Annotated in this window: 15 protein-coding genes; all 15 read left to right on the top strand. The window is 60.5% G+C overall.

Features of this window, described 5'->3' with window-relative positions:
- Window positions 1–51: 51 nt before the first annotated feature.
- The 15 genes from lspA (at window position 52) to U0O11_RS16395 (ending at window position 12,726) form a co-directional block, all read left to right on the top strand.
- Entirely contained in the window at window positions 52–579 is a 528-nt protein-coding gene (gene lspA / locus U0O11_RS16465; RefSeq protein WP_279837337.1) for a signal peptidase II, read from the top strand.
- A 20-nt stretch (window positions 580–599) separates the two neighbouring features.
- Window positions 600–1,043 carry an FKBP-type peptidyl-prolyl cis-trans isomerase gene (gene fkpB, locus U0O11_RS16460; protein WP_043335961.1) on the top strand — a complete coding sequence of 148 codons (444 nt, stop codon included), beginning with the start codon at window positions 600–602 and terminating at the stop codon, window positions 1,041–1,043.
- A 59-nt stretch (window positions 1,044–1,102) separates the two neighbouring features.
- Entirely contained in the window at window positions 1,103–2,071 is a 969-nt protein-coding gene (ispH, locus tag U0O11_RS16455; protein ID WP_052384823.1) for a 4-hydroxy-3-methylbut-2-enyl diphosphate reductase, read from the top strand.
- A gap of 221 nt (window positions 2,072–2,292) precedes the next feature.
- Window positions 2,293–2,781 (top strand): type IV pilin protein, encoded by a 489-nt coding sequence (locus U0O11_RS16450; RefSeq protein ID WP_107335846.1) that lies wholly within the window; start codon window positions 2,293–2,295, stop codon window positions 2,779–2,781.
- 74 nt (window positions 2,782–2,855) lie between these two features.
- Window positions 2,856–3,356, top strand: coding sequence for a GspH/FimT family pseudopilin (locus tag U0O11_RS16445; RefSeq protein WP_176678500.1), 501 nt, complete (start codon window positions 2,856–2,858; stop codon window positions 3,354–3,356).
- Complete coding sequence (pilV, locus tag U0O11_RS16440; RefSeq protein WP_082388834.1) at window positions 3,353–3,919, top strand: type IV pilus modification protein PilV; 567 nt, start codon at window positions 3,353–3,355, stop codon at window positions 3,917–3,919. Before U0O11_RS16445 ends, pilV begins: the two co-directional genes overlap by 4 nt.
- Window positions 3,916–4,905 (top strand): prepilin-type N-terminal cleavage/methylation domain-containing protein, encoded by a 990-nt coding sequence (locus U0O11_RS16435; protein ID WP_192839447.1) that lies wholly within the window; start codon window positions 3,916–3,918, stop codon window positions 4,903–4,905. Before pilV ends, U0O11_RS16435 begins: the two co-directional genes overlap by 4 nt.
- Window positions 4,905–5,483: a pilus assembly PilX family protein gene (locus U0O11_RS16430; protein ID WP_131432819.1), complete on the top strand. Its 579-nt coding sequence runs from the start codon at window positions 4,905–4,907 to the stop codon at window positions 5,481–5,483. The genes U0O11_RS16435 and U0O11_RS16430 overlap by 1 nt, the downstream gene beginning before the upstream one ends.
- A 13-nt stretch (window positions 5,484–5,496) precedes the next feature.
- Complete coding sequence (locus tag U0O11_RS16425) at window positions 5,497–9,075, top strand: pilus assembly protein (RefSeq protein WP_279837332.1); 3,579 nt, start codon at window positions 5,497–5,499, stop codon at window positions 9,073–9,075.
- 10 nt (window positions 9,076–9,085) lie between these two features.
- Complete coding sequence (locus U0O11_RS16420; protein ID WP_043335952.1) at window positions 9,086–9,424, top strand: hypothetical protein; 339 nt, start codon at window positions 9,086–9,088, stop codon at window positions 9,422–9,424.
- 56 nt (window positions 9,425–9,480) lie between these two features.
- Complete coding sequence (locus U0O11_RS16415; protein ID WP_054556933.1) at window positions 9,481–9,909, top strand: type IV pilin protein; 429 nt, start codon at window positions 9,481–9,483, stop codon at window positions 9,907–9,909.
- 244 nt (window positions 9,910–10,153) lie between these two features.
- Window positions 10,154–10,699, top strand: coding sequence for a GspH/FimT family pseudopilin (locus U0O11_RS16410; RefSeq protein ID WP_215824657.1), 546 nt, complete (start codon window positions 10,154–10,156; stop codon window positions 10,697–10,699).
- On the top strand, window positions 10,683–11,189 hold the full coding sequence (locus tag U0O11_RS16405) for a hypothetical protein (protein WP_153636659.1): 507 nt from the start codon (window positions 10,683–10,685) through the stop codon (window positions 11,187–11,189). The genes U0O11_RS16410 and U0O11_RS16405 overlap by 17 nt, the downstream gene beginning before the upstream one ends.
- Entirely contained in the window at window positions 11,189–12,190 is a 1,002-nt protein-coding gene (locus U0O11_RS16400; RefSeq protein ID WP_279837331.1) for a PilW family protein, read from the top strand. Before U0O11_RS16405 ends, U0O11_RS16400 begins: the two co-directional genes overlap by 1 nt.
- A complete protein-coding gene (locus tag U0O11_RS16395; RefSeq protein WP_279837330.1) occupies window positions 12,187–12,726 on the top strand; it encodes a pilus assembly PilX family protein in 540 nt (179 codons plus the stop codon). Before U0O11_RS16400 ends, U0O11_RS16395 begins: the two co-directional genes overlap by 4 nt.
- Window positions 12,727–13,377 lie beyond the last annotated feature (651 nt).

Genomic DNA, 13,377 nt, shown 5'->3' with positions numbered 1-13,377 from the left:
CGGCGTTCGTGTCTTGCCGGTCGCAGACTCATTTCACGACAGGAAGGTAACATGACGTCTTCTTCACAAGGCCCCGCGACGGATACCCCCTCGGCCGGCAGTGAGCCGATGCGCTCGCCGCTGCGCTGGCTGTGGCTGTCGCTGGTGATCGTGGTGCTGGACCTGGCCACCAAGTGGCTGGCCAGCAGTTCGCTGGTCTATGGTCAGGCCAACGAAGTGCTGCCGATCTTCAATCTGACGCTGCTCCACAACACCGGCGCGGCGTTCAGTTTTCTGGCCGGCCATGATGGCTGGCAGCGCTGGTTGTTTGCGGGCATCGCGGTGGTGGCAGCCATCGGCCTGAGCATCTGGCTTGCGCGCCTCAAGCGTCACGAGACCTTCACCGCGCTGGGCATCGCGCTGGTGCTGGGGGGCGCGCTTGGCAATCTCTATGATCGTGTCGTGCATGGCTACGTGGTGGACTTCCTGTCCTTCCACTTGGGCAATGCCTTCTTCCCGGCCTTCAACGTGGCGGACGTCGCCATCAGCCTGGGAGCCGTGGCACTGATTCTTGAATCTTTCCGTGGCCGCTCCGAATGAGCGCCACAAGCGAGGTCAGCATGAGCGAGCATCGTATCGCCGATAACATGGAGGTCAGCCTCCATTTCCGTCTGCGTCTGGAAGACGGCACCGAGGTGGACTCCACCTTCGACAAGACACCGGCCACCTTCCAGGTGGGTGACGGCAATCTGCCGCCGGGCTTCGAGCGTTCGATCATGGGCATGGCGGCGGGCGAGACCGGCAGCTTCACGATCACGCCGGAGCATGCCTTCGGTCAGCACAATCCGCAGAACGTCCAGACCGTGGCGCGCAAGAGCTTCGATGAAGAGATCGAGGTCGGCATGGTGATGTCCTTCGCCGAGCCGTCGGGTTCGGAGCTGCCGGGCATCATCCGCGAGATCGATGAGCGTGACGTCAAGGTCGACTTCAATCACCCGCTGGCCGGGCGTACCCTGACCTTCGAGGTCGAGGTACTGTCAGTCGCCCCCGCGACCACGCACTGAGTCTTCTTTCCAGAGGTGCGCTCCCCGTGAGCGCACCTCGCCATCAAGCGGAGCCTGTCATGCAGATCAAGCTGGCCAACCCGCGCGGTTTCTGCGCCGGAGTGGATCGCGCCATCGATATCGTCAACGGGGCGCTCGACGTGTTCGGGCCGCCGATCTACGTGCGTCACGAGGTGGTGCACAACCGTTTCGTGGTCGACTCCCTCAAGGAGCGCGGCGCCATCTTCGTCGAGGAACTGCACGAAGTGCCGGATGACGTCATCGTCATCTTCTCGGCACACGGTGTCTCGCGTGCCGTGCAAGAAGAGGCCGAGCGTCGCAACCTCAAGGTCTTCGATGCCACCTGTCCGCTGGTGACCAAGGTGCACATGGAAGTCCTGCGCTATGCGCGCAAGGGCCAGGATTGCGTGCTGATCGGTCATGAGGGCCACCCGGAGGTCGAGGGCACCATGGGCCGCTATGACACTTCCAAGGGTGGCACCATCCATCTGGTGGAAGACGAGTCCGATGTGGCGCGTCTGGAGGTCAAGGACCCGGAGCAGCTGGCCTTCGTCACCCAGACCACGCTCTCGATGGATGATACGGCGCGGGTGATCGACGCGCTGCGCGAACGTTTCCCGGCGATTCAGGGCCCGCGCAAGGATGACATCTGCTACGCGACCCAGAATCGCCAGGACGCCGTGCGCATGCTGGCGGAAGCCTGCGATGTGGTGCTGGTGGTCGGCAGCCCCAACAGCTCCAACTCCAATCGCCTGCGCGAACTGGCCGAGCGCATGCAGACCCCCGCCTGGTTGATCGACGATGCGCAGCAGATCGAGGCCAGCTGGCTCGAGGGGATCGGCAGCATCGGCATCACCGCCGGGGCCAGTGCCCCCGAAGTGCTGGTGCAGGGCGTGATCGATCGTCTGATGGCGCTGGGAGCCTCGGCGCCCGAGGAGCTCGAGGGCCAGGAGGAAAACATCGTCTTCTCGATGCCCAAGGAGCTCAAGGAGCGCTTGATCGCCTCGGATCAGATCCGCGAGCTGTAACGCCTTGTAAGTTTCTGCCAGTGAAGAAGCCGCGACCCTGTCGCGGCTTTTTTGTGCGCGCCATTCGCATTTTGCCATCCAATTCAGCAGTTTCTTGTATAAGCAACGGCATTCTTGAGCACGATCGTTGATCAATCTGGTGCGTATTGAAAAAAAATGTAATGCGCAGTTACCAAAATGATACATAATAGAGGTATGGTTCGTACTCTGGAGAATTCCCCATGCCACGACTGTTCTCGGTCACCGGTGTCAGCAGTGCAGGTGCACGCCGCAAGCCGAGACCGGGGCGCGGGGCAGCTGGCAGGCGTCGGGCCAAGGGCTTCACCCTGATCGAGATGATGATGGTGGTCGCGATCATCGGCATTCTGGCGGCGGTCGCCATTCCCTCCTATCTCGGTTATGTGGAGCGCAGCTGGCGCTCGCATGCCCAGCAGGCACTGGGGCAGCAGGCCAGACAGCTGCATGGCTTCTACTACCAGAATTTCTCCGAGGCGCCCGTGGGGGATGATGACCAGCCGACGGATGGCGTCAGCCGTATAGAGGACGGCGGTGGCAATCTTCGCTACCTGATCACGTATCGCAGTCTGTCTGCCTCGGCCTTCGTCCTGCAGGCGACGCCTCAAGGGGCACAACTCAATGATGACTGCGGCGTGCTGTGGATGGACCAGGACATGAATACCGGTGCCGAAGGAGGAGGTCGGTGCTGGTGATGGTGGGCCCCCAGAAGACAGACTCGAGTCCGGCATGGCCGGTCGACCCTTAGCGGCAAGGAGAAGTATCTCTCATGCGCCAATCCCGTGGTTTCACCCTGATCGAGCTGGTCGTGACAGTGGCGATCATTGCCATCATCGCGACCTGGGCGGTGCCGGCCTGGCAAGGCCTGGTGCAGCGCTCTCAGGTGGAGTCCGATGTGCGTGCCCTGACCCATGCGCTCGGCATGGCGCGCAGCACCGCTACCACGCGCGGTGTGGATGTGAGTGTCTGTCCCTATGCGCCGAGCGTTGCCACCCCCAATCCCACGACCTGCGACGATGACTGGGCGAATGGCTGGGTCGTCTATGTCGGGAGTACTTCCAACTTCACCCTCGACGACCGCCTGTGGATCCATCAGGACAGCAATGCGGTTGCCCAGTCGGGGGGCGCCTCCAGGATCACCTACAACGATCGCGGCACGCTGACGAGTGGCAACAGTACGCTGGTGTTCTGTGCGGCCTCCGATGCTACCTCTGTGGTAGTGGCGCCTTCAGGCCGTGTGCGCCTTGAATCAGGAGGGGACTGCTCATGACAGCATCGTTGATGATCACATCCCTCAAGCAAGCCCTGCAGCCGAGAGCGCTGAGGAAGACATTGCTGTCTCGCCTGCAACGGCGCCGTTCCGCTCGGCATTCACAGCGCGGCGTCGGCCTGATCGAGGCGCTGGTCGCGGTCATGCTGCTGGGGGTTTCCCTGCTGGGGCTGGGGTTGTTGCAAGTTCAGACGCTTCAGCATCAGCGCGTCAGCTACAGCAATACCGTGGCACAACTGCTGTCGCTGGACATGGCTGAGCGTATCCGCGCCAACCTTGAGGCCATCGATCAATATGATGATGCCGATACCACCAATGCGCCCGCGGATGGATGCAGCTCGGACTGCGTGCCCGCAGAGCTGGCGGACCAGGACATCATTGATTGGCGTGACGCCATCATCGGCTCCACGCTGACCAGCGGCGTCGGCAGCGTGGAAGTCGACGAGCGTGTTGTCGGCGGCGCCGGTATCGGCGTTCACGATGTCAGTGTCCAGGTGCAGTGGAGTGACCCCATCAGCGGGGGAGTTGACCAGCAGACCTATCGTTTCGAGGTAGAGCCATGAATCGCTGTTCCCCTGCATCGGTCCGCCGACGCTTCGCCCCCGCCACCACCCGCCCTCATGGCATGAAGCGCCAGGCGGGTGTGGGGCTTGTCGAGCTGATGATCAGCCTGGTGCTGGGGCTGTTGATCACGGCGATGGCCGTGCAGATGTTCTCGACCTCACGCAGCACCGTGAGCACCCAGGAGGCGCTTTCCTATCTGCAGGAATCGGCCCGCTACGTGTCCTTCCGGCTCCAGCCGCTGATGCGCAATGTGGGCTACGCAGGCTGTGCCAATAGCCGCGATATCACTAATGCCAGCTCGGTGGATGCGTCCCATGACCTCACGGCGCCTTTCGGGGGGCAGCAGCGTACCCAGCGGGGCCTCAGCTATTTCAATCTGACGTTCGTCGCTGCCAGCAAGGACGGCGATGAAACCACGCTGACCAGCAGCATGACGTCGCTGGGCGGCCCCCTGTCCGTGCGCAACGGCAGCGAAGATGCCTTCGTGACCAACGAGTATGCGCTGGTCAGTGATTGCAGCAGCACCGATGTCTTCAGGGTGTCGGGCACCACCCAGGGCAATGTGGAAACCAATGACACCCTGTCACGTTCCTACGGCAGCTCTCAGTCCTCGAACGCCTATCTCTACCCGGTGCAGGCCTGGGAGCTGCGGCTGGATGACCAGGCTGACGATTCTTCGGTGCGTTCACTGTATATCGACCGTATCGATGCCGCTTTCGCACGCGAAGAACTGGCCTCCGGCGTACAGGGCTTCGATGTCAGCTTCAGTCTGGATACCACCGGCAATGGCAGTGTCGACCGCGTCAAGGTGCCGGCCGCCACGGTGCGCAGCGAAGGCCGTTGGGATGAGGTGCGCCGTATCGAGATCGCACTCACGCTCGAGAGCCTGCCGGGAGTGGTGCCGGGCGGGGATAACGATGGGCGTTTGACGCGAACCTTCAATCTCACGTTCACACCGCGCAATCTGCAACTGAGGGGCAGCTGATGAATACATCGTCTTCAACGTCCAGAGTCTGCGCGGTCACCCGGGGGCCGGCACGTCAGCAAGGCATCGCCTTGCTGATCGTGTTGATCATGCTGGTCGTGATCGGCCTGCTGGCCGTGACCGGGGTCGAGGACAGTCAGCTGCAGACACGCATGGCCGTCAACAGCCGCAACTTCGAGCAGTCCTATTACAACGCGGAAACCAGCCTGAGCATCGGTGAGCGTGCGCTGCAGGAAAGCCTGGAGGATGGCACCTGGAGCCTGGACAGCTTCGATGACTCGGCTGGCCTGATGCTGGCACTGCCCGAGGATGCACCGCCGATCAACCCGCTCTCGGAAGCGGATTGGCAAGCCAGCGGTATCCAGACGCTGGACAGTGATACCGGTGCGGTCATCGGGGCCTATGTGATCGAGTATCTGGGCAAGGTCGGCGAGCCGCCGCTGAATGCCAGCAACGAAGTGAATGCGGTGGGCACGCGCCTGGATGCCTTCCGTATCAACGCGATGGGCACGGGGGGCGGCAATGGTGCCTCCTGGACAGTAGTGCAAAGCGAGATGGAACTGGGCCCTTACTTCTGAGAGGAGCATGAATATGCGTTATCTGCTGAGTGGTGCCTTGTGCCTTGTCGCCTTGCCCTGTCTGGCGGCCCCCGGGGAAATCGCCCGCGCCCCGGTCACGGAAGCGACCGGGGTTCAGCCCAATATCCTGTTCATTCTGGATGATTCGGGCAGCATGGCCTGGGAAGACACTCTCAACAAGGGGGTGGAACACTGGGGGTATCAGCCAGCGTCCTCGGTGCTTGGGAACTCCGGGGTCTACTCGATCAATGCCGGGGTCGTCAGCCATCGCACCCAGAACACCATCGCTCGGGCCATCGGCTCGTGCAATGGTTTCAATGTGCTGGCCTACGATCCGGAGCTGACCTACACCCCTTGGGCGGGCAAGGACCGCTTTGGGGTGGAGTACGCAGATGCCACGTTGTTGACGGCGCGTTCAAATCCTTATGAGCCGACGTCCACCGTCAACCTCACCGGGGTCTACTACATGCCCTGGACGGATAATGATGGTGATGGAGAGTATGACTTCGAGGAGTGTGGCCTCTATCAAAGCGGCAGCAGCCTCTATGTGGACAACACACGTCAGACCTACATCAACCAGCAGTCCGCCGCGCAGAAGACCAACTTCGCCAACTGGTTCACGTATTACCGTGACCGCATGTCCGTGGCCAAATCCGCCATGGCCGGCGTGATCGACGCCAACGAGTCCCGGGTCGGGCTACGTACCATCCAGGGTCGCAACAATCGCAACGTTGCGGACATGACGGATGTCGATGAGCGTGAAGACCTGCTGGAGGAGCTGTTTACCGCCTATCCCTCCGGTGGCACCCCTCTGCGTACCGCGCTCAAGAATGCCGGTGAGTATTATTCCAGCACTGGAAGCAATGCTCCCATCCTGAGTGCGGATGAGGGCGGCATGTGCCAGCAGAACTATTCCATCATGATGAGCGATGGCTACTGGAATGGCTCCAGCCCCAGTGTCGGCAACGTCGATGGTGGCAGCGGTGATCACATCAGTGCCAGTCACCGTGACAGCCATTCCAATACGCTTGGCGATGTCGCGATGAAATATTATCGCGAGGACCTGCGGACTGACTTGATCGACAGCGTGCCTACCATACCGGGAGTGGATGAAAACTCCGCTCAGCACATGGTGACCTACACCGTCGCTTTCGGTGTGGATGGCTCGCTGTCCGAGAACCCTGCTGATCTCGAGTCTGCCTTCACCTGGCCGCAGCCTTCCGCCAATACCAATACCACCATCGATGATCTGCGCCATGCGGCCTGGAACGGACGTGGTGAATATCTCAGCGCCGCCAATCCGCAGGCATTGATTGATGCGCTGAACAATATCGCGCAGTCCATCGCAGGGCGCGCGGCCAGCACCGGTAGCCTGGACATCAGCAGTGGTGGGCAGACCAGCGGCGCTTATGTGATCCAGACCATCTATGATCCCGCCGATTGGTCGGGCGATGTCGTTGCACGCAAGATCGGCACCAATGGCGCCTTGAGCGCCACCTCGGACTGGTCCGTCGCGGAGTGGTTGCGTGACGATGATAGCCGTAGCTCCAGCCGCAAGGTGATCACCTACAACCCGGGGATCTCCGAAGTGGATGAAAAGGCGTTCTTCTTCAATATCGAGGAGGCCGGATCACTGGAGGCCGAACAGGTACTGGACCTCGTGGGCTTCCTCGATGAGACCCTGCTGTCAGAAACACTGCTGGCAACGCTGCGGAGAACCGTCCGGGATGATGACGACGACGACGACGACGACGACGATGATGATGGCATTCTTGGCGGAGTCGGCTCAGTGGTCGGAGGCGTCACCAGTGGCGTGACTCAGCTGACGGGACGCGTCCTGGATACTACCGGTACCTTCCTGAAGCTGGATGGCGCTAACCTTGGTGTCAGAACGTCGGATCTCGAGAATCTGATCGGCTACCTCAAGGGTGATGATGCCTACGAAGGCACCTTGTTCCGCGAGCGTGACGACAACTATCTCGGAGATATCGTGCATGCCTCGCCGGCGATCGTCGGGCCGCCTTCGGCCAGCTATCGCAATGACATGGAAGTGTCTTCGTACCGCTCCTTCAAGACGCTGTATGAGGAGCGCCAGAACATGATCTACATCGGTGCCAACGACGGCATGCTGCACGCCATCGACATGGAGACCGGTGAAGAGAAGTTCGCCTACATGCCGTATGCCGCCTTCAGCATCGAGAGCGGGCGCGGTATTCGCCAGCTCGCTGATCAGAACTATGTGCACCAGTACTATGTCGATGCCACTCCGGTCGCGCGTGACGTGCATGTCCAGTTGGGGGATGAGGATGCGCCCGGTTGGCACTCGGTCCTGCTGGGTGGGCTGGGCGCTGGCGGCAAGGCGGTCTACATGCTGGATATCACCGATCCTGAAGGCTTCGAGTCATTGGGTGAATCCGACGGCACCTCGCCGGCCGAGATCGTGCAGTGGGAATTCACGCACGAGGACCTCGGCTATACCTTCAGCGATATTCAGGTAGCGCGTCTGGATGACGGCAAGTGGTATGCCATCTTCGGCAATGGCTACAACGCCGACAGCGATGGGCGTGCCAAGTTGTTCATCGTGGACCTGGAAGACCCCGACAACTATGCGCTGCTGGATTCTCAACAGGGCAGTAATGCCGGTGGGTCGTGCACCTCTGGCAGCAGTGACTGCAATGGCATGTCGAGCCCTGAGCTGGCCGACGTCGATGCCGATGGCATCACCGACTGGGTCTATGCCGGCGACCTGCATGGCAATGTCTGGGTGTTCGACATGCGCGAGTTCTCGCTGAGCAACATCGGCAGCAGCGAAATGTCGCGTCTGTTCCAGTCATGTGCCGTTGCCTTGAACAGCACGTCATCGATCTGCCCAGCTGCTTCCCGTCAGCCCATCACATCGCGGGTAGCCGTGGCACGCAGCGGTGTCTTCAACAGCACCGTCGATACGCCGTACCTGAATGTGTACTGGGGCACCGGGCAATTGCTGACGCTGCAGGATGCGGTCGATACCTCGACGCAATCCTTCTACAGCGTGCTGCATACCGGGTCTTCGACTCGCCGTCATCATGGCCAGCTGGAAAAGCAGAGCTTCTCCAATATCAGTGGCGTGAGTGACGCGCGAACGGTCACGGGGGTAGGCGTCGATTATTCCAATCAGAACAACAATGGTATGCAGTATGGCTGGTACCTGGAGCTACCGGACTCCGGTGAGCGTCTGGTGACCATCCCGGCTGTCCGTGGTGATCTGATTGTCTTCAATACCACCATCCCGGGCTCCAATGGCCCCTGTACTGGCGGTGCCAGTGGTTGGCTGAATGCGCTCAGCTTGCGCAACGGCCTGCAGCCGGTACGCAGTTACAACAATGTGCAGCAGGTCTTTGATTACAACGCTGATGGCGAGGTCAACGCGAGCGACAACGTCAACAATCAGGTCGTACTCTCGATCAAGACAGAAGGCGAGCCCACCTCACCGAAATTCCTGGGCGATACCCAGTATGTCGGTCAGGGTGGCACCAATCAGGTGGTCGAAATGGCCATGGACTTCGGGATCGATGGGCTGGAAGGCCGTAGTGCCTGGTATCAGCTGCGCTAGGAGAGAGACCATGAAGACATCACGACTCAAGCTGACTGGTAGTGGACTGATGCTGGCGGCGGGCCTGCTCTTCACGAGCTGGGGCTCCCAGGCCCTGGCGGAAGATGCCCCGATTCCGCTGGTCATGGAGCAGAGCGTCACCGGCGTCATCGACGAGCGAGAGGGAGATCAGCTGCTCGTCGACGACATGGGGTTCGTGCTTCAGCCGGATAGCCGGATACTCAATCGCAATGGGCGCGAGCTGAAGGCCTTCCACCTCACGCCGGGGCAGGAGGTCGAGGTGCGCTTCGACCCACGTGGTGAGCCGAAGCAGGTCATCGACATCACGCTGCTGCGTCGGGGGCGCTGATGATCAGGCGAACAGGGGGGGCTCGGGCACAAGGCGGCTTCGGTCTGCTGGAGCTCATGATTGCCGTGGCCATCATCGGCATTCTGGCGGCGATCGCCTATCCCAGCTATCAGGATCAGGTGGAGCGTTCACGTCGCACCGACGCCACCACCGCCTTGCTGGCGCTTGCCCAGACCCAGGAGCGCATCATGGCAACCTGCGGTGAATACGCGACGGCCAGCGTGACAGCGGCGACCAGCTGTGGAGATGCGCTTGGAGGCGGTGGCGGTGGTATCGGGCTGGGCCAGGCAGATGCCGTCAGCGAGGAAGGCTTCTACAACCTGGCCGTCGCAGGCGATGCAGACAGCTATACCTTGACCGCCACTGCTACCGGCAGTCAGGCCAACGATGAGGACTGCGCCACCTTTACGCTCACGGAGTTGGGAGTGAAGGGAGCGGCAGTCCTTGAGGACTCGGAAGACACCGATAGCAGTGATTGTTGGTAGGCACTGACAGCCGACATTGCATGGCAAGCGCCTGAAGCCTCGATCTACGATGATCGGGGCTTTTTTTGTCTGGTGGATGAGGTTCAGTCGAGAAATATGGAATAACGGTGATTATGGGGAGTTTTCGGAATGATGGGTAATCTTGTGTAACATAATGATTCCATCTGTGGTTCATAGACGTTAAATTGCCCAATTTCACGCCCTGCAGGGTGCTTTGGCCTGCGTGGCTTTCAGGGGTAAGACGATGCAGCTTTTTCCTGCACTTCGGCATGGATGTCAGCAGGGCCGCCAGCAAGGCTTCACGTTGATTGAGCTGATGATCACGCTGGCCATTCTCGTGATCACGATCACGATTGCCGTCCCCGCCTGGCAGGGGGTGGTCGCGCGCAACGCCGTCACCGGCACGGCCGAGACGCTCGTGTCTTCCATCAACTATGCGCGTAGTGAGGCGGTGGCCAGCGGCAACGACATCACGCTCTGCCCTCTGAATGCGCAGGGTGACGCCTGCATGAATTCCACCAGCTGGAGCAATGGCTGGGCGGTGGTGCAGGGCAGTCAGGCCGAGGCACGGGCGTCGCTGGGCGATGACCTGTTGCGCGTGTTTGATGCCGCCATCACCGTGCAGGCGGGTGTTGCCGGCGTGACTTTCGATGATCAGGGCGCGACCTCTGATTCCACCTGGTTGTTGATCTGCGATCAGTCGGGCGGGCAGGGCCATCGCCAGCTTGAATTGACTCCCATCGGACGAGTATTGACGGAGACTTATGGCAGCGATGACCAGAGTTGCTGAGCTTGGCGTGTCCCGCGCAAGCGGTGGCCAGCAAGGTACCAGCCTGCTGGAGGCGTTGATCGCTCTGCTGTTGATGGGGCTGACATTGCTGGGGTTCGGGCTCATGCAGATGGAAAGTCTGCAGGCCAACAACGAGAGTTACGCGCGTACCGAAGCCCGTATTCTCCTGGTCAGCATGGCAGAGCGCATTCAGGCCAATCCCGATGGCGTGGATGACTACGATGGGCTTTCCACTGCGGGGGCAGGAAATCCGGGCGGTTGCCCATGCAGTGTTGCCGAGCTTGCGGCCCGTGATGTGGCGGTGTGGGCGGACAGGCTTGAGGACAGCAGTCTGAACGCGCCGGTCGGGTCCATCGCCAGCAGCGGCAGTGACCTTCTCACTCTGACCCTCGGCTGGAGCGGTGCCGCGCAGCTCGGGCAGAACGAAGACAGCATGGACGCCGATGCTCAGGCATTGAGCGAGACCCTACAGATACGAGTGGTGCCCTGATGTCGTCGAAAGCCTCCCTCCCGCTGCGAGCCTTCGCGTCGCGCTCGCCTCGGGCGCCGCGCTCGATTCCCTCACGGCGTGCCCAGCAGGGCGTCGGCCTGGTCGAATTGATGCTGGCGCTGGTGCTGGGACTGTTCATTTCCGCCATGGCGCTGGAATACTTTCTGGCCTCGCGCTCGACCCTCAACACCACGTCTGCCGTGTCCTACCTGCAGGAGTCTGCACGCCATGTCACACGCCGCCTGCAGCCATTGGTGCGCAATGCCGGCTTTTCCGGTTGTGCGTCGGTGAGTAGTGTCAGTGATGGTACCGGCAGCCATGCGCTGTCCGATTCTCCTCTGACGGCCGAGTCCGACACGGTGGCGGGGGTCACCTACGACCGTCTGGCCTTGCAGGTACCGGCGCTGGGAGCGCAGCGCGGTTGGCAGCTCGGGGCGAGCGTCGCCCAGGGCGATACCTCGCTGACCCTGGAGGACTACACCTCCGGCACGCTGGAGACGGATAGCGTCGTGCTGATCAGCGACTGTGAGAGCGGCGATATCGCACGCCTCTCGGGCGATGGCAACAACTCGCTCGAGCTGTCGAGCGCCGTCGAGCACGGCTATGGCGGCACCATACAGACCCAGGCATATGTCTATCCGCTGCAGCGTTGGTACCTGTTGCTGTCACAGGCCGATGACGACTCCCCCGTTCGGCTCTGCCTGAACGGCGAGGATGTCGCTGGCGACCCGGCAGCAGGCTGTGGCGAAGAAGTGGCGCGATACGTCGAAGCGCTGGACCTGACCTTCGATACGGCCTCCGGCAGCGGTAGCGCGAGTCGCTTTGCCGTGGAGCGCAGCGTGGCGGAAGTGGAGGCCGCGAACGACTGGAGCAGCGTCAGACGGATCCACATCAGCCTGATCCTCAAGACGCCGCCGACGATCAATGTCGAGGGTGAGGGGAACGGTGAGTTGCAACGCACCTTCGATATCACCCTGAGCCCGAGGAATATCGGTCTATGAACCAGTCAAGTTCTCCCAGGCTGCCACGCCAGCAAGGCATGGCATTGCTGGTCGTGCTGATCATGCTGATCGTGGTGGGTGTGATGGCGGTGACGGGCAATGAAGATACCCAGTTGCAGACCCGCATGTTGATGAATACCCAGTTCTACGACAACGCCTACGCGGAGGCCGAGAGCCTTCAGCAACAGGCGGAGAGTCGTCTGCTCGAGGGGGAGCTGACCCTGGATGATTTCGGTGGGGACGGCTTCTATGACGTCACGGCGGGGGAGGACCTGGACTTCGATCCTCTGCAGGCAGACGCCTGGGAGGGGGAAGGTGTCTTGAGTGGTGATGCGGCTGACAACGGCAACTATGTCATCGAGTATCTCGGAGAGACGACGGAAGGCGTTCTGAATGACGATAACCTGAGCAGCAGTCAGTTGTTGAATGCCTTCCGCATCACGGCCGCCGGTTGGAGTCTTGAGAGCGCAGGTGACCCTGATAGCAAGAAGCGTGCACTGGCAGTGGTGCAAAGCGAAATCATGATGGCCGATTGAAGGGAATCTATCGATGAAATCGAAGCACTCACCCCGCCGCAGCGGCTTGCGTCGTATTCACCTGCCGGTCTTGCTGTCAGGTGGACTGCTGGTCGCCTTGCCCGTGCTGGCAGACAGCGACACACTACTTCAGTTGCCCACCACCCAGAGTGTCGGCGTCACGCCCAACGTCCTGCTGGTGCTGGATGATTCGGGCTCGATGTCTTTTGAAGACACTTTTGAGGGTGGGGATTCTGTTCAGAAATATGACTTGGTCTATGCCGAACAGAAAGAGTGTGAGTGGGTACAGAGGTGGTGGGGAAAACAAAAGAAATGTGAGACTGTTTTCAAACCTCTTGACTTGGATAGGAAGTATTTCTGCTACACACAAAATACTCAAGCATATAACCCTCATCAGACTTATCTTCCTTGGAAAAAGGGGGATGGGGATGAACGCTATGACAATATGGATCCTACTGCTACCTGGGTTGATTTCAACTTAGGAGATGTTACCAGTAACCTGGTTGATCTCACCGATCCAGATTTGAACTATCGTTACTACACTGGAAGTAACTGTAATTCGGATACTGAGGTAAAACTCTCAGGTGACAGTCTTTCGGAACAAGAAAAAATCAATTACGCCAATTGGTTTACCTACTATCGTGATCGTTT

This window comes from Cobetia sp. D5 (genome assembly GCF_035666195.1).
Lineage (GTDB): Bacteria > Pseudomonadota > Gammaproteobacteria > Pseudomonadales > Halomonadaceae > Cobetia > Cobetia amphilecti.
This window is presented reverse-complemented; position numbering and strand designations above follow the sequence as displayed.

Coding starts and splice junctions, on each gene's coding strand:
- lspA (WP_279837337.1), top strand. CDS start 52: ATGACGTCTTCTTCACAAGGCCCCGCGACGGATACCCCCTCGGCCGGC.
- fkpB (WP_043335961.1), top strand. CDS start 600: ATGAGCGAGCATCGTATCGCCGATAACATGGAGGTCAGCCTCCATTTC.
- ispH (WP_052384823.1), top strand. CDS start 1,103: ATGCAGATCAAGCTGGCCAACCCGCGCGGTTTCTGCGCCGGAGTGGAT.
- U0O11_RS16450 (WP_107335846.1), top strand. CDS start 2,293: ATGCCACGACTGTTCTCGGTCACCGGTGTCAGCAGTGCAGGTGCACGC.
- U0O11_RS16445 (WP_176678500.1), top strand. CDS start 2,856: ATGCGCCAATCCCGTGGTTTCACCCTGATCGAGCTGGTCGTGACAGTG.
- pilV (WP_082388834.1), top strand. CDS start 3,353: ATGACAGCATCGTTGATGATCACATCCCTCAAGCAAGCCCTGCAGCCG.
- U0O11_RS16435 (WP_192839447.1), top strand. CDS start 3,916: ATGAATCGCTGTTCCCCTGCATCGGTCCGCCGACGCTTCGCCCCCGCC.
- U0O11_RS16430 (WP_131432819.1), top strand. CDS start 4,905: ATGAATACATCGTCTTCAACGTCCAGAGTCTGCGCGGTCACCCGGGGG.
- U0O11_RS16425 (WP_279837332.1), top strand. CDS start 5,497: ATGCGTTATCTGCTGAGTGGTGCCTTGTGCCTTGTCGCCTTGCCCTGT.
- U0O11_RS16420 (WP_043335952.1), top strand. CDS start 9,086: ATGAAGACATCACGACTCAAGCTGACTGGTAGTGGACTGATGCTGGCG.
- U0O11_RS16415 (WP_054556933.1), top strand. CDS start 9,481: ATGATTGCCGTGGCCATCATCGGCATTCTGGCGGCGATCGCCTATCCC.
- U0O11_RS16410 (WP_215824657.1), top strand. CDS start 10,154: ATGCAGCTTTTTCCTGCACTTCGGCATGGATGTCAGCAGGGCCGCCAG.
- U0O11_RS16405 (WP_153636659.1), top strand. CDS start 10,683: ATGACCAGAGTTGCTGAGCTTGGCGTGTCCCGCGCAAGCGGTGGCCAG.
- U0O11_RS16400 (WP_279837331.1), top strand. CDS start 11,189: ATGTCGTCGAAAGCCTCCCTCCCGCTGCGAGCCTTCGCGTCGCGCTCG.
- U0O11_RS16395 (WP_279837330.1), top strand. CDS start 12,187: ATGAACCAGTCAAGTTCTCCCAGGCTGCCACGCCAGCAAGGCATGGCA.